Source organism: Sulfitobacter dubius (genome assembly GCF_900113435.1).
In the GTDB taxonomy this organism is placed as follows: domain Bacteria; phylum Pseudomonadota; class Alphaproteobacteria; order Rhodobacterales; family Rhodobacteraceae; genus Sulfitobacter; species Sulfitobacter dubius.
In genome coordinates, this window is record NZ_FOPG01000002.1 from 133,198 (window position 1) to 148,687 (window position 15,490).

Genomic DNA, 15,490 nt, shown 5'->3' on the forward strand with positions numbered 1-15,490 from the left:
CCGATGGCCCTCAAGAAAACCGCCGCCGAAATGGTGTCCGAGGCCCGCGCCCGGATCGAAGAGATCGACAGCACTGAGGCCATCGCCATGCTGGACGACGAGAATGTGCAATTCGTTGACCTGCGTGACCCCCGCGAACGCGAGCGTACCGGGTTCATCCCCGGTGCCTTCCACTGCCCGCGCGGGATGTTGGAGTTTTGGGTCGACCCCGACAGCCCCTATTTCAAAGAGGTCTTTGCCCAAGACAAGAAGTTCATCTTTCACTGCGCCTCTGGCTGGCGCTCGGCCATCTCGGTCGCGACGTTGCAAGATATGGGCTTTGACGCCGCACATCTGAAGGACGGTTTCGGCGGATGGGAAAAAGCGGGCGGCCCAAAAGAGGGCGGCCCAGAAGCAGGCGGAAAGGCTGAGAAGGCCTGATACGCGGCCTTTGATCTGGCCTCCCTCACGCAAAGCTGCCACAAGTTTTGCAACGTCAAAGGAGAGACAGAATGACCGAGATCAAACGCCATCACACCAACACCCGCATGAGCCAAATCGTCGAGCATGGCGATGTGATCTACCTTGCCGGTCAGGTCGGCACGGCGGGTGCGGATGTGGCGCAGCAGACCCAAGATTGCCTTGATAAGGTCGACGCCCTGCTGGCCGAAGTCGGCAGCGACAAGACCCGAATCCTGCAATCGACCATCTGGCTGGCCGACATGGCCGATTTCGCGGCGATGAACGCCGTTTGGGACGCTTGGGTGCCCGAAGGCAACGCCCCCGCACGCGCCTGTGGCGAATCCAAACTCGCAACGCCGGAATATCTGGTCGAAGTGCTGGTGATCGCGGCCAAGGCCTGAGCCATTGCCCTGCGTCCTGTCACGGGGCGCGAGGCTTTTGCCGGACCCCTGAATATGACTCCCTGCACCCTCACCGCTCTGTCGAACCTTGCCACGCTGAACGTCGACACGATCATCGACGTGCGCGCGCCAATGGAGTTTGCCGAGGATCACCTGCCCGGCGCAATTAATCTGCCCGTGCTGTCGGATGCAGAGCGGGCCGAGGTCGGCACGATTTACAAACAAGTCAGCCCCTTTGACGCTCGCAAGATCGGTGGGGCACTGGTGGCGCAGAACACGGGCCACCATTTACAAACCGCACTGGCAGACAAAGACGGCGGCTGGCAACCGCTGGTCTATTGCTGGCGCGGGGGGCAGCGGTCGGGGGCGTTCTCGACGATCCTCGATCAGGTCGGCTGGCGTGTGCAACTTCTGCGCGGCGGCTATCGCAGCTATCGGCGCTTGGTGGTCGCGGCGCTCTACGACACGTCCCTTCCGCATCGGCTGATGCTGATCGAAGGCGGCACCGGCACGGCCAAGACGCGGCTGCTGCATCATCTGGCGCAGGCGGGCGCGCAGGTGCTTGACCTCGAAGGGCTGGCACAACATCGCGGGTCGCTGTTTGGCGCGGTGGACGGCGGCCAACCGCATCAGAAAATGTTTGAGACACGTTTGGCTCAAGCGCTAGCCCCGCTTGATCCCGCGCAGGTAACTTGGGTCGAGGCGGAAAGCAGCAAGATCGGTGGCATTACCCTGCCTCCCGCGCTCTGGGCTGCGATGCTCGCCGCACCTCGGGTCGAGATCGCCGCCCCCTTGGCCGCACGGGCGCATTTCCTCTGTCGCGCCTATGACGATCTGACGACGGACCCTGCTTTGCTCGAAGACCGTATCGACAAGCTGCGCCCCTATCACAGCGCAGAGACCATCGCGGCATGGCAGACCCAGGCCCGCACGGGCGATTGGGCCATGCTTGCCGAAGGTCTGATTGGTCAACATTACGACCCGCGCTATGCCAAAGCCGCCAGCCGCAATCCCGCGCCGATAGAGCGGTTGGTGCTCGACACACTCGACGATACCCCCTTGGCCGAGACCGCCGCCGCGCTGAACGCCCGGTTTACGTCAGGCGCATAGAGGGGGCACCGGCCTCTAGGCGACCGATGATATGGCCCGTGAGCCCCGCCTCTTCCAGCTGCGCCTGCGCCACGTTTGCCGCCGCCTCTGGCAAGGCCGCCAGCAGCCCCCCGGCAGTCTGTGGGTCGTGGAAAAGCGGGTTCACCGGGCCTGCGGTCTCTATCGGAGCATCGGCCTGATTGACCGGTAAAAGCGACGATGCCACCCCCCGATCCGACAGCGCCTGCGCGCCGGGATAGAGCGGGACCGCTTTGCTCCAAAGCTCGGCCGCCAGTCCGGACGCCCGGCAGATCGCCTGCACATGACCGGCAAGGCCAAAGCCTGTCACATCTGTCATCGCATGAGCGCTTGCCAAAATCTCTGCCTCTCGCACCTGCGGCGTGGCCATCGTACCAAGCGCGTCGGCCACCATCCGCCCCGGCGCGCTGCCCGCCATATGTCCGGCAAGGATCACGCCCGATCCGATGGACCGGGTGAGCAAAAGCACATCCCCCGGCTGCGCGCCGCCGACACCGATGGGCATGTCCTCCCGCGTGCCGGTGACCGTAAATCCTATGGTCAGTTCCGCGCCCATGGTGGTGTGCCCGCCCACAATCTGCGCGCCTGCTGCCGCCATCACGTCCTGCGCGGCCGCCGCGATCTCTCGCAACGTGCGGGCCTGCAATGCGGGCGACATGCGCGGGATGATGATCGAGCTCAGCGCCACCTGCGGTTTGGCTCCCATCGCCCAAACATCGCCCAAGGCATGAACCGCCGCGATCCGCGTCATCAGCGCCGAATCTTCGATAAAGCCGCGCAGGTGATCCGTGCTCATCACCTGAAAGCCGCCGCCCGGCTGCCGTAGGATGGCCGCGTCATCGCCCGCCCCGGTGATGACATCGCCAGAAACCGGCGGTTGCACCTCGGCCAAAAGGTCTCCTAGCACAGCGCCGCCCACCTTTGCGCCGCAACCGCCACAAAGCGGCTTGCCTGCCAGCGCTTCCTGTACGCCAGATGCCGCCGGACTAGTCAGCGCGGGGCCTATCATCTCAGGCAAGTCGTCAAGCTGATCCATGAACTTGCGATCAATGCGGTCCTTCCACTGCCAAAGCAACGCGCCGCCAAGGGCCAGCCCGTTTCGCTCAGCCACGGCGGATTTTCCACCCAGCGAGATCAGCTTGAGGTAATGTTTCTGCGGTTTGAACACCCGCCGTGCCCCGCCGCTTAGCGCAGCGCGCAGGTTATCATGCAGCACCGGCGCTGCCCGCACGGCAAAAACCCCAGCCTTGGGGCGCGGCGTGGCCTCCATATGCGCACAGTCGCCCACGGCGAAGAGTGCGTCGTCATACACGACACCCAAGTCTGCCCCGACACGGATGAACCCCTGATGAAGCGGCAGATCAGTCTGTGCGAGCCAGCCATGCGGCACCGCCCCTGCAGCGCCCACACAAAGCGCAGCCGGGATCGACGCGGCCCCGTCCAAGATGACCGCCCTATCGGTGATCCGCGCCACTTTGGCATTCAGCGTGAGACCTACCCCCAAGTCCTCCATGCGGCGTCGGACCATCGCCTCGGTCCGACGGGCCATGCCGGAAAGCTGTGGCCCGTGTTCCACCACCGTCACGGCAGGCTGCACACCCGCTTGGCGCAGCGCAAAAGCCATCGCCATGGCAAGCTCACAACCCGCCACACCGCCGCCAAGCACCGCCACCTCGGGCGGCTGTTCGCCCGCCTTGACCGCTGCCAGAAACTCACGCCAGCGCGCGGCATAGACATCAAGTGGTTTGGCCCCGACCGCGTAGTCGGCAAATCCCGGCAAGTCCATCTTGGCCGTGATCCCTATGTCGATCGAAGCCACGTCATAGGCTACGGCCCCCCGCCCTTCGACCGTGATCTCCCGCGCCGCGCGGTCGATGCCGGTCGCCGCCTCAAGGATCAGCCGCGCCCCGGCGTGGCGGCACAGGCGCATCAGGTCGATCTCCAACTCATCCCGCCCGTAGTGCCCGGCGATATGACCGGGCAGCATGCCGGTATAAGGCGCGGTGGGGCCGGGATTGATGACCGTCAGCCGCGCGCCGGGCAGCGGGTCCATCCCCCATTTGCGCAGCACGAGGGCATGGGCATGGCCACCGCCCACCAGCACCAGATCCCGCGTCAGGGGCAGATCGCTTTGCACCAGATTGCCTCACTCTCTCTTTTTGCCTCGGTCATAGCTAACCGAAGCCGCTCGGCCGCGCCATTGGCCTGACCGAGATGTGAGCGGATCGGACCAGAGCTAAAATGGCACTTCCCCGCCCATTCGGGCCTCCAAACCCGCCAAACAGGTAAAAAGGGTGACAATTCACCCCAAAACCCCCATGTACATTCCATCCCCGACCCTCTACCGACGGTCGGATTCCTTTGCCGTGGCTGGTAGCACCCCACGTGCCCGCCCCCCGCACAAACGTTCAAGACAGGACAGCCTTCGTGATCCAGACTATTGCCGATGCCCTTGCCCAACAGGGTTATGAAACACTTACCGCCGTTCAGGAGGCCGTCACAGACCCTGCGCTGAATGATCAAGACCTTCTGGTTTCGGCCCAAACCGGGTCCGGCAAGACGGTGGGCTTTGGCCTTGCCATCGCGCCAACACTCTTGGGCGACGACACCCATTTCGGCCAAGCAGGCGCACCGCTGGCGCTGATCATCGCCCCCACACGCGAATTGGCGATGCAGGTCAGCCGCGAATTGACGTGGCTTTACGGCAAAGCGGGCGCAGTGGTTACCACCTGCGTCGGCGGTATGGACACCCGGACCGAGCGCCGCGCGCTGGACCGTGGCGCGCATATCGTCGTCGCCACGCCGGGCCGCCTGTGTGACCACATCAAACGCAACAACATCAACCTCGACGCGATCCGCGCCGTGGTGCTGGACGAAGCGGATGAGATGCTCGACCTCGGTTTTCGCGAAGACCTTGAGTTCATCCTCTCCGAATCCCCCGAAGAGCGCCGCACGCTGTTGTTCTCGGCCACTGTGCCCGCCGCCATCGCCAAGCTGGCGAAGTCCTACCAGCGCGATGCGCAGCGCATCACCACTGTGAGCGAAGCCAAACAGCACAGCGACATCGAATACCGCGCGCTGAACGTGCACCCACGCGACATTGAAAATGCCATCATCAACGTGCTGCGCTTTTACGAGGCCAAAAACGCCATCGTGTTCTGCAACACCCGCGCCGCCGTGGCGCGTCTGACCACGCGCTTTACCAACCGGGGGTTTTCGGTCGTGGCGCTGTCGGGTGAGTTGACGCAATCCGAGCGGACCAACGCGCTGCAAGCGCTGCGCGACGGGCGTGCGCGGGTCTGTATCGCCACCGATGTCGCCGCCCGCGGCATCGACCTGCCGAACCTTGAACTGGTGATCCACGCCGATCTGCCCAGCAACTCCGACACGCTGCTGCACCGTTCGGGCCGCACAGGCCGCGCCGGGCGCAAGGGTGTTTCCGCGCTGATCGTGCCTGCGAAACTGCGCAGCAAGGCGAACCGTCTGATCGGTGGCGCGAAGCTGAAAGTGGAATGGGCGGCACCGCCCTCCGCCACCGAAGTCAACGCCGCAGACGAAGCCCGCCTGCTGGCCGATTCCGCATGGTCCGACCCGATCCCGGAAGACGCCGAAGGGTTTGTCGCCAATCTGGTCGAGCAATTCTCGGCAGAGCAACTCGCCACCGCCTTCGTTAACCTCTACCGCGCCCGCCAATCCGCGCCGGAAGAGCTGGCCGAACCCGGTGCGCCCGGCGACGACAAACCGCGCCCGGCCTTTGGCAAGTCGGTCTGGTTCTCGATCTCGACCGGCCGCAACGACGGGGCCGAGCCGCGCACGCTGCTGCCGATGCTGTGCCGTCGCGGCGACCTGACCAAAGACGATATCGGCGCGATCCGTGTGCAGGGCAGCCATAGCTTTGTCGAAGTACTGGAAACCTCTGTTCCCGGTCTGCTGAGCGCACTTGGCGGCGACATGAAGCTGGAAGAAGGCGCGGTGCTGACGCAGCTCGACAAAGCCCCCGATCTGGCCCGTGGTCCGAAACCGGGCGGCAACCGTGGCCCCAAGCCGGGTGGCGGCTACAAGGGTGATCGCGACCGTGGCCCGCGCCCGCCGCGTGATAACTACGATCCCGATGCCGCCCCCGCCCCCCGGAAACCCCGCGCCAAAGCGGCGGATGGCCCCGGTGCGGCGTCGTTCGACAAGCCGAAATACGACAAGCCCAAGTTCGACAAACCGCGCGCACCCAAGGGCGAGCGCCCGCCAAAGTCCCACAAGACCGAGCGCAGCCCGATGAAGCCCGGCGCCACGCCCAAGCCAAAGTCTGGCGGCGAAACCACCGCCAAGCCCAAGGCGAAAGCGGTGTGGAAAAAAGAAAAGCCCGCAGGCGACGCACCGCGCAAAGGCAAGGGCAAGCCGACCTCCTCGGCCACCACGCCCGGCGGAGAGAAGTCGTACAAACGGGCGTCCGACCCGTCCAAACGCTTCACCCCGCCGAATAAGATCGGCAAGCAGGGCGGCAAGGGCGGCCCGAAATCGAAATAAGACAAAACGCCGGGGCATCACCCCGGCGTTTTTGCATAAGGCCCCGGACTCTTTAAAAAAGTCCGGCCCGATTTCTTTGAAAGAAATCGGCGCCCACAGCTGGCCTTAAGGAACAAACCCAACTGGCACTACTTGCGGTGCGAATTTCGCGGTGATGTGTTACGCACATTCCCCGCCTCTGCGCGGGCTTCATTCGTGGGTTCGCCCACCCGCACAGAAAGGTTTGCCCCATGGACGGCAATTTTAACGAGAACGACATCTCCCGCGTTGTCGAAGCCGACCGCGCGCATATCTGGCATCACCTGAGCCAGCACAAACCCTATGAAACGACCGACCCACGCATCATTGTCGAAGGCAAGGGCATGCGTGTCTGGGACCAAAAGGGCAAAGAGCACCTTGATGCCGTGTCCGGTGGTGTCTGGACGGTCAACGTGGGCTATGGCCGCGAAAGCATCGCCAATGCCGTGCGCGACCAGCTGATCAAGCTGAACTATTTCGCCGGGTCCGCAGGCTCGATCCCCGGCTCTCATTTCGCCGAGAAACTGCTGGATAAGATGCCGGGTCTCGACCGCGTCTACTATTGCAACTCCGGCTCCGAGGCGAATGAGAAAGCCTTCAAAATGGTGCGCCAGATTGCGCACAAACGCTATGGCGGCAAGAAGCACAAGATCCTCTACCGCGACCGCGACTACCACGGCACCACCCTCGGCTGCCTCTCGGCGGGCGGGCAGGACGAACGCAACGCACAATACGGCCCCTTCGCGCCGGGGTTCGTGCGGGTGCCGCACTGCCTTGAGTACCGCAGTTTTGAGCAAGACGGCGCGCCACAGGAAAACTACGGTGTCTGGGCTGCCGACCAGATCGAGAAGGTGATCCTGGCCGAAGGGCCGGAAACCGTTGGCGCGCTTTGCCTAGAGCCGGTGACCGCAGGCGGCGGCGTGATCTGTCCGCCCGATGGCTATTGGGAGCGGGTGCAAGAGATTTGCCGCAAGTATGACATCCTTCTGCATATCGATGAGGTCGTCTGCGGCGTCGGCCGCACCGGCACATGGTTCGGCTATCAGCACTACGGCATCCAGCCAGACATGGTGACCATGGCCAAGGGCGTCGCCTCAGGCTATGCCGCCATCGCCTGTCTGGTCACCACCGACGCCGTGTTTGACATGTTCAAGGACGATGCCAGCGATCCGCTGAACTACTTCCGCGACATCTCGACCTTTGGTGGCTGCACCGCGGGGCCGACCGCGGGCATCGAGAATATGAACATCATCGAACGCGAGAACCTGTTGGAGAACACCACCAACATGGGCCACTACATGTTGGATCAGTTGCACGCGCTTGCCGACAAACACGGAGTGATCGGCGATGTGCGCGGCAAGGGGCTGTTCCTTGGGGCGGAGCTGGTCACCGACCGCGACAGCCGCGCCCCCATTGAAGAAAAGCGCATTCAAGCCGTCGTGGGTGACTGCATGGCCCAAGGCGTCATCATCGGTGCCACCAACCGCTCGCTGCCGGGCAAGAACAACACGCTGTGTTTCTCTCCGGCGCTGATCGCCTCACGCGATGATATTGATGAGATCATCGCCGCGGTGGATGGCGCATTGGGCCGGGTCTTCGCTTCGGCGTAAAACCGCGCCTTCAGGCGCGCGACAGGCAGCATCGGTTGACCCGGTGCTGCCTTCGTCTATCTAAAACCATGTCTTGCCCGAACATGACATCGCCTCGAAAAATTACTGCGTTTTACCGCGCTGGAAGTTTTTCTGAAAATGTATCGCTTTCGTGGGAACCTCTTCCAATCCCCCCGCGTTGGCAAATGAGTAAACTGGGAGAAAGACATGAAGAAGTTTCTTATCGCAATTCCGATGATCGCTGGTCTCGCCGCTTGTGATGGCACCACCTCCAACCAAGGTGCTTTGACAGGTGCGGCTCTCGGTGCTGCCACCGGTGCTGCCGTTTCAGGCGGTGATGATAAAGTGCAGGGTGCAATCATTGGTGGTCTCGCTGGTGCCGCTGCTGGTAACTACATCGGCCAGACACAATCCGGCAAATGCGTGTACCAAAACTCCAATGGTCAGCGCTACACCGCAGCTTGCCCATAAGCGGCTGACATCGCGCGTTTCCGCGCCAAGGGGGGGCTTCGACCATCGGTCTGAGCTCTTTTTTGTTTCTGCACCGATCCTACCCGCCCGCCCATTCTTAGCTGCCTTGCGAATTGAACCTAACAGGGCATCCAGCGCCTGATTGGCGCGGAAGGGGATATGACAAGCCTGAGCGATAGCGCGGTTGCTGATATCTTCAAACGCAGCATCCTCAATCGTCGCGCCATTCTGCTGGCGGCTGTTCACCGGGCTAAGCCAGAACGCGCACCGCGCCACTTTCAGGATCGTAATGGACCAATGGCTGGCCTGCGGTCTCGACTTGGCCCAGCCCTCTTGCGTCACGCAGCAACGCCAACGGACCCGAGATCGCCTGCGCCAGCGCGGCCTCAAGCGGTATGCCCACAGCGTGAGTCAGGGTATGCACCGCACGCCCCATCTCAAGGTCTGCGCCAGCCAATGTGCCATCTGCCAACGTCAGTCGCCCCTCTTTGCGGTACACCTCCCGACCATTCAGCATGAAGGAGGTGATATCCGATCCCGCAGTCGCCATCGCATCACTAACGAGAAAGACCCCCTGCGCCTTGGCTGTTAACGCATTGCGCATGCTGGCTGGGTGTACATGGATGCCGTCCGCGATCAGCCCTGCATGAACCCCGCCCCGCGCAAGTGCTGCACCAACCAAACCCGGCGCGCGGTTGGTCATCTGGCTCATTGCATTGAACAGATGAGTGACACAGCCCGCGCCCGCGTCAAAGGCCGCAATGCAGCTCTCATAATCCGCATCGCTATGGCCCAGCGAAACAATCACCCCCGCCTCAGCCATCGCGCTGATCTGTGTGTTGCTGGTGTTTTCCGGTGCAACCGTGACCATGAGGTTCGGCAGCCGTTTGGCCGCGCGCAAGATCAAAGCAAGGTCCGCTTCCTGCATCGGACGGATCAACGCTCCGTCATGCGCCCCTTTGCGCGCAAGTGACAAATGCGGGCCTTCCAGATGCAGCCCGATGATTCCCGGCACGCCAATGGCGATGGCGTCTACCGTGGCCTCAATCGCGGCTTGGGTTCTGTCGGGCGTGTCGGTGATCAGTGTGGGCAGGAAGCCTGCCACCCCCGTGCCGCGATGCGCCCTTGCGATCCGGCGCAACGTGGCCACGTCTGGTGTGTCGTTGAACATCACCCCGCCGCCGCCGTTGACCTGAAGATCTATGAAACCGGGGCAAAGCACACCGCGCTCCAGCCCCGCCGCCGGTGTTCCCTGCGGCACCTCACGCGGATCAAGCATACGGCGGCTGCCGTCCTGCAGTTGTGCCAGCACACTTCCGCGGTGCAGCCGCGTGCCATCGTGAATGTCGGCCCCGGTGAAAACCTTGACGATCTCAGTCATGGCAACGCCTCTTCTGCCGTGGCCTTGCACAGCAGATGAAACGCCCCGTCCAGCGCCGCACCCTGTGGTTTGACCAGTCCCGGTAGATGATCTTTGGGCAGGAAGTCCGCGTAATGCGGGCCAATCCCACCCAGCAGGCAAAGTGGATCGCCTGGTGTGAAATCCAACGCCTTTAACGCGCGGATGTAATAGGCGGCCCCCTCTTGCATCAACGCCTGCGCATGGCGATCCGATGCTTTTGCTGCCGCGATCACTTTGGGCGCGAAAGCCGCATAATCCCCCGGCTTTGCCGTCAAGCTAAACGCAACCAGCGCCGATGGATCATCGCCAAACTCTGCCAGCACCGCCCGGGTTAAATCACTATGCGGCATCAGCCCATCATAGCACTGAAGGGCTTGGTTCATTGCCCTGTAGCCCAGCCATGCGCCCGAACCTTGGTCGGCCAGATGAAACCCCCAACTCCCGGCATAACGAAACGCCACGCCATCGGTTGCCGCGACGATGGTGCCCGTGCCGATGGCCAGCACCCAGCCTGCGCCCCCTTCACCAAGTGCGCCGACAACGCAGGCCGGGCGGTCGTCATCTGCGATGATCCGCTGGAACGGCAGTGCCGCGCGCAGACGCGCCTCATCCCGCGCCTTGTCCATCCCCGCCAAGCCCACGAATGCCGTCGCATCCTTCAAAGCCGAAAGGGGCAGCCCGGCCTCAACCGTGGCACGCTCCACCGTCTGGCGGATATTCATCAAAGCCTGCTCTGGCTCGTTGCCGATATTCGCACGCCCCCCTGCGGCGCGGCCAAGGATACCGTCATGGCGCGTGCCGACAGCCACGCGGCAACCGGTGCCGCCGCCGTCCACGGCGATCAAGAGAGGGGCAGAATTCTTCATGCTGTACTTCTAGGTGAGCGGCAGGGAGAACGGAAGTGCACGCCGCACCGGCAGGTTAAGTCGGCAGCCTATGATGCCAGATTGAACTCTGACTAAGGCCAGCCTAACCTCGCGCAATGGCCCTGCCCGTTGAAACCTTTTTCCTGCGCCCCGATGCACAAGGCACCCTGCAACAGCAGATCCAACAGATGATCGCCCAAGGCATTCTCTCGGGTCGGTTTCAGCGGGGGGAGAAGCTGCCCTCCACCCGAAAGCTCGCCGCGCATCTTGGCGTCAGCCGGATCACGGTAACCATCGCTTATACCGAGCTTTTGGCGAATGATTACCTCAGTTCGCGCGGGCGGTCGGGGTATTTCGTTTCTGACAACGCGCCTGCGCCCCCAGCCTTTGCCCCAATGGCCAAGGTGGACGACGCCATCGACTGGTCGCGTGCCATTGGTCAACGGTTCAGCGGCAACGGGCTGTCGGGCAAAGCGCAAGATTGGGCCAGCTACCGCTATCCGTTCATCTACGGGCAAGCCGATCCGACGCTTTTTGACCACGCCAACTGGCGGCTTTGTGCAGTCCAAGCTTTGGGTCAACGTGATTTCACCTCGATGACCACCGATTACTACGACCAAGACGACCCGCAGTTGATCGAGTTCATTGTGCGAAATATTCTGCCCCGGCGCGGTGTCTCGGCACGGCCCGATCAGATTCTCATCACCCTCGGTGCGCAGAACGCGCTGTGGCTGACCGCCCAAGTTCTGCTGACCCAACGCCGCCGCGCCGTATTAGAAGATCCGTGTTACCCGGCGCTGAGTGGCATCCTCAGCCAATCGCGCTGCCACATAACCCCCGTCCGCGTGGATCAAGACGGCTTGCCCCCCGAGGCGATCCCCCCTGACACGGATGTGATTTTCACCACGCCCAGCCACCAATGCCCGACCAATGCGACCATGCCGATGGACCGCCGCCGAGCGCTCTTGGCCCGCGCCCGCGCGCTTGAGGCGCTGATCGTTGAGGATGACTATGAATTTGAGATGTCTTTCCTCAAGCCCGCCTCGCCCGCACTGAAATCGCTCGATGACGAGGGGCGAGTGATCTATGTCGGCAGCTTCTCCAAATCGCTTTTTCCAGGGCTGCGGCTGGGATATCTGGTGGGGTCTGAGCCATTTATCCGCGAGGCGCGCGCGCTGCGGGCATCGGTGCTGCGCCACCCGCCGGGGCATATCCAACGCACCGCCGCATATTTCCTGTCATTGGGCCATTACGACGCCCAGATCCGCCGCATGGGGCTGGCCTTGCACGAACGCCGCCGCATTATGGAAGGGGCGCTGGAACAGCATGGCCTGCGCGTCTCAGGGCGCGGAGCCTATGGCGGGTCATCCTTTTGGATGCGTGCACCCGAAAGCGTGGACAGTGCGCAATTGGCCGAAAACCTACGCGCCCGCGATGTGCTGTTCGAACCTGGCCATGCATTTTTCATAGGTGACGAGAAGGCCAAGAATTACTACCGATTGGCCTATTCCTCAATCCCCGCAGCACGGATCAACGAAGGGGTCGGCCTGATCGCGCAAGAAATCGACCGCCTGCGCTGATACGGCTCGATCGTCTCGTGACGCTTCTGTTGCACCGGATCAACCGCATCACCTTCAACCGCGGGCATAGGCGAGAATGATCAGAAGGAGAAGGAAAAGGTTCTTGCAACCCTCTGCTAGGCGGGAAATATTCCCAATTAGATCCGCACACCCGCCGAAGAGAAACATATCGCGCGCCAAGCGCTCACCTTGCTGAAAGACCCAGCCCGCCCATGACGCATTCCCAGCCGCCGCTTGATCTGTCGCCCAAGGTCTCGGACGAGGTTCGCAAGACCACCTGCTACATGTGCGCCTGCCGCTGCGGCATTAACGTCCATATGAAGAAGGGCAAGGTCGCCTATATCGAAGGTAACCGCGACCACCCGGTGAACCAAGGGGTGCTCTGCGCCAAAGGCTCGGCCGGGATCATGCAACACAACTCTCCCGCGCGGCTGCGCAACCCTATGAAACGGGTCGGCCCGCGAGGTTCCGGCGAGTTTGAGAGCATCAGTTGGAAAGAGGCGCTGCAAATCGCCACCGACTGGCTGAAGCCGCTGCGCCGCGAAGCGCCGGAAAAGCTTGCCTTCTTCACCGGGCGCGACCAATCGCAGAGCTTCACCTCACTTTGGGCACAGGCTTTCGGCACCCCGAATTATGCGGCCCATGGCGGCTTCTGCTCGGTCAACATGGCCACCGCTGGCATCTACACGATGGGCGGCGCGTTTTGGGAGTTTGGCCAGCCCGATTGGGATCACACCAAGCTGTTCATGCTGTTTGGCGTGGCCGAGGACCATGACAGCAATCCGATCAAGATGGGTCTGGGCAAGCTGAAGAAACGCGGCGCGCGGGTCATCGGGGTGAACCCGATCCGCACCGGGTACAACGCCATTGCCGATGATTGGGTCGGCATCACGCCCGGCACCGATGGGCTGTTCATTCTGTCGCTGATCCATTGTTTGATGAAGGCCGGGCGCATCGATCTGGATTACCTCGCGCGCTACACCGACGCGCCGGTGCTGCTGAACAGCGACCGGAAATCGCCGGAGTATGGCCTGCAACTGCGCAACGCGGACGGCAAAGCGCTGGTGGTCGACCGCAAGACCGGCAAGCTGACCCCCTTTGACCAACCTGGCGTGCGCCCCGACCTTGCAGCCACCTACCGAACGGCGGGCATTACGCATCGCCCGGTCTTTCACCAGATGGCCGAGCAATACCTTGGTGAGGAATATACCCCCGAAGCCGTGGCCGACCGCTGTGGCATCCCCGCGCCGCGCATCCGCGCCATCGCCGCCGAACTGGCCCGCGTCGCCTTTGACGAAGCGTTCGAGCTTGAGCACGAATGGACCGACTTTCGGGGCGAGCATCACAAGACGATGACAGGCCGCCCGGTCTCTTTCCACGCCATGCGCGGGATCTCGGCCCATGCAAACGGCTTCCAGACCTGCCGGGCGCTGCATGTGCTGCAGATCATCCTTGGCACCGTCGAAGTGCCCGGCGGTTTCCGTTTCAAGCCGCCCTACCCCAAGCCTGCCACCGCGCACCCCAAACCACATTGCAAAGCCACCCCCGACGCGCCGCTCGACGGGCCGCATCTGGGTTTCGTTCAAGGCCCCGAGGATCTGGCGCTACGCGCCGATGGCAGCCCCGCGCGGATCGACAAGGCGTTCACATGGGAAAACCCGATGTCGGCCCACGGGCTGATGCATATGGTGATCTCCAACGCCCATGCAGGCGATCCCTATAAGATCGACACGCTGTTCATGTATATGGCGAATATGTCGTGGAACTCGTCGATGAACCCCGGCGGGGTGATGGAGATGCTGACCGATACCGATGACAACGGTGACTACGTCATCCCTCGGATCATCTACTCCGATGCCTATTCCTCGGAAATGGTCGCCTATGCGGACCTGATCCTGCCCGACACGACGTACCTTGAACGGCACGACTGTATCTCACTGCTCGACCGCCCAATCAGCGAGGCCGACGCCGCCGCCGATGCGATCCGTTGGCCCGTGGTGGAGCCCAACCGCGATGTGCGGGGGTTCCAATCGGCGCTCTGCGATCTGGGGGCAAAGCTTGGCCTGCCGGGGTTCGTGAACGAGGATGGCAGCCAGAAATACAAAGACTACGCCGACTACATCACTAGCCACGAACGCCGTCCGGGCATTGGCCCGTTGGCCGGGTTTCGGGGCAAGGACGGCAAGGATGTCGGGCGGGGGGAGCCAAACCCCGAGCAGATTGACCGCTACATCGAAAACGGCGGCTTCTTCGTCAATCACATCCCCGAGGGCGCGAATTACTACAAGCCGTGGAACGCCGCCTATCAGGATTGGGCCGTCGGCATGGGCATCTATGACGCGCCGCAGCCCTATCTGTTTTCGCTCTACGTCGAACCGCTGCGTCGTTTTCAATTGGCCGCCGAAGGTCATGGCAAACGCCAGCCGCCCGAGCATCTGCGCGACCGGATCAAGCAAACAATGTCGCCCCTGCCAATCTGGTATGAAAGCGACCCCGAGGGCGCTGAGGGCTATAACGTCCACGCGCTCACCCAACGCCCGATGGCGATGTACCATTCATGGGGCAGCCAGAACGCTTGGCTGCGGCAGCTGCACGGGCACAACCCGCTCTACCTGCCGACCGCGATCATGCGCCAGAAGGGGCTGAAGGACGGCGACTGGGCGCGGGTGACCTCTCCGCATGGCGGGATTACCGTCCCGGTGATGGAGATGGCGGCCCTGAACCCGAAGACGGTCTGGACATGGAACGCCATCGGCAAACGCAAAGGCGCATGGGCGCTGGACCGCGACGCGCCGGAGACGACCAAGGGCTTCTTGCTCAACCACCTGATCCACGAATTACTGCCACCCAAGGGCGACGGTCTGCGGTGGTCAAACTCCGACCCGATCACCGGGCAGGCCGCGTGGTTCGACCTCAAGGTGCATATTGAAAAGACCGAGGCCCCAGCCGAGGCGCAGCCAGAAATCCCGGCGCAGCGCTCTCCCGTCCCGCCTGCGCCGCGCGACATTGCGTGGAAGGTGGGCAAATGAGTGCTTCCCGTCCGCGCGCTGCA

11 protein-coding genes are annotated in these 15,490 nt (G+C 62.8%); 8 read left to right on the top strand and 3 right to left on the bottom strand.

Annotated features, from left to right (window positions below; translation table 11 throughout):
• Positions 1-3: 3 nt before the first annotated feature.
• The 3 genes from BM229_RS09405 to mnmH all read left to right on the top strand — a co-directional run bounded on the left by BM229_RS09405 (position 4) and on the right by mnmH (position 1,952).
• Positions 4-420, top strand: coding sequence for a rhodanese-like domain-containing protein (locus tag BM229_RS09405; protein ID WP_093927403.1), 417 nt, complete (start codon positions 4-6; stop codon positions 418-420).
• A 71-nt stretch (positions 421-491) separates the two neighbouring features.
• Entirely contained in the window at positions 492-842 is a 351-nt protein-coding gene (locus tag BM229_RS09410; RefSeq protein WP_093927404.1) for a RidA family protein, read from the top strand.
• A gap of 54 nt (positions 843-896) precedes the next feature.
• Positions 897-1,952: a tRNA 2-selenouridine(34) synthase MnmH gene (gene mnmH / locus BM229_RS09415; RefSeq protein ID WP_093927405.1), complete on the top strand. Its 1,056-nt coding sequence runs from the start codon at positions 897-899 to the stop codon at positions 1,950-1,952.
• Here mnmH and selD read toward each other — a convergent pair.
• Positions 1,936-4,107 carry a selenide, water dikinase SelD gene (gene selD, locus BM229_RS09420; protein WP_420855249.1) on the bottom strand — a complete coding sequence of 724 codons (2,172 nt, stop codon included), beginning with the start codon at positions 4,105-4,107 and terminating at the stop codon, positions 1,936-1,938. The genes mnmH and selD overlap by 17 nt on opposite strands.
• 290 nt (positions 4,108-4,397) lie before the next feature.
• Here selD and BM229_RS09425 point away from each other — a divergent pair, with 290 nt between their 5' ends.
• The 3 genes from BM229_RS09425 (at position 4,398) to BM229_RS09435 (ending at position 8,590) form a co-directional block, all read left to right on the top strand.
• Positions 4,398-6,491: a DEAD/DEAH box helicase gene (locus tag BM229_RS09425; RefSeq protein WP_093927407.1), complete on the top strand. Its 2,094-nt coding sequence runs from the start codon at positions 4,398-4,400 to the stop codon at positions 6,489-6,491.
• A 230-nt stretch (positions 6,492-6,721) separates the two neighbouring features.
• On the top strand, positions 6,722-8,119 hold the full coding sequence (locus tag BM229_RS09430) for an aminotransferase family protein (protein WP_093927408.1): 1,398 nt from the start codon (positions 6,722-6,724) through the stop codon (positions 8,117-8,119).
• A gap of 207 nt (positions 8,120-8,326) precedes the next feature.
• Complete coding sequence (locus BM229_RS09435; protein WP_093927409.1) at positions 8,327-8,590, top strand: glycine zipper 2TM domain-containing protein; 264 nt, start codon at positions 8,327-8,329, stop codon at positions 8,588-8,590.
• Positions 8,591-8,840: 250 nt separating this feature from the next.
• Here BM229_RS09435 and nagA read toward each other — a convergent pair whose 3' ends face one another.
• Together nagA and BM229_RS09445 are read right to left on the bottom strand one after the other, a co-directional pair.
• A complete protein-coding gene (gene nagA, locus BM229_RS09440; protein ID WP_093927410.1) occupies positions 8,841-9,971 on the bottom strand; it encodes an N-acetylglucosamine-6-phosphate deacetylase in 1,131 nt (376 codons plus the stop codon).
• Positions 9,968-10,858: a glucosamine kinase nucleotide-binding domain-containing protein gene (locus tag BM229_RS09445; protein ID WP_093927411.1), complete on the bottom strand. Its 891-nt coding sequence runs from the start codon at positions 10,856-10,858 to the stop codon at positions 9,968-9,970. Before BM229_RS09445 ends, nagA begins: the two co-directional genes overlap by 4 nt.
• 116 nt (positions 10,859-10,974) lie before the next feature.
• Between BM229_RS09445 and pdxR the strand changes: the two genes are divergently transcribed.
• Positions 10,975-12,438, top strand: coding sequence for a MocR-like pyridoxine biosynthesis transcription factor PdxR (gene pdxR / locus BM229_RS09450; protein WP_093927412.1), 1,464 nt, complete (start codon positions 10,975-10,977; stop codon positions 12,436-12,438).
• 212 nt (positions 12,439-12,650) lie between these two features.
• Complete coding sequence (locus BM229_RS09455; protein ID WP_093927413.1) at positions 12,651-15,467, top strand: molybdopterin oxidoreductase family protein; 2,817 nt, start codon at positions 12,651-12,653, stop codon at positions 15,465-15,467.
• Positions 15,468-15,490 lie beyond the last annotated feature (23 nt).

Coding starts and splice junctions, on each gene's coding strand:
- BM229_RS09405 (WP_093927403.1), top strand. CDS start 4: ATGGCCCTCAAGAAAACCGCCGCCGAAATGGTGTCCGAGGCCCGCGCC.
- BM229_RS09410 (WP_093927404.1), top strand. CDS start 492: ATGACCGAGATCAAACGCCATCACACCAACACCCGCATGAGCCAAATC.
- mnmH (WP_093927405.1), top strand. CDS start 897: ATGACTCCCTGCACCCTCACCGCTCTGTCGAACCTTGCCACGCTGAAC.
- BM229_RS09430 (WP_093927408.1), top strand. CDS start 6,722: ATGGACGGCAATTTTAACGAGAACGACATCTCCCGCGTTGTCGAAGCC.
- BM229_RS09435 (WP_093927409.1), top strand. CDS start 8,327: ATGAAGAAGTTTCTTATCGCAATTCCGATGATCGCTGGTCTCGCCGCT.
- nagA (WP_093927410.1), bottom strand. CDS start 9,971: ATGACTGAGATCGTCAAGGTTTTCACCGGGGCCGACATTCACGATGGC.
- BM229_RS09445 (WP_093927411.1), bottom strand. CDS start 10,858: ATGAAGAATTCTGCCCCTCTCTTGATCGCCGTGGACGGCGGCGGCACC.
- pdxR (WP_093927412.1), top strand. CDS start 10,975: ATGGCCCTGCCCGTTGAAACCTTTTTCCTGCGCCCCGATGCACAAGGC.
- BM229_RS09455 (WP_093927413.1), top strand. CDS start 12,651: ATGACGCATTCCCAGCCGCCGCTTGATCTGTCGCCCAAGGTCTCGGAC.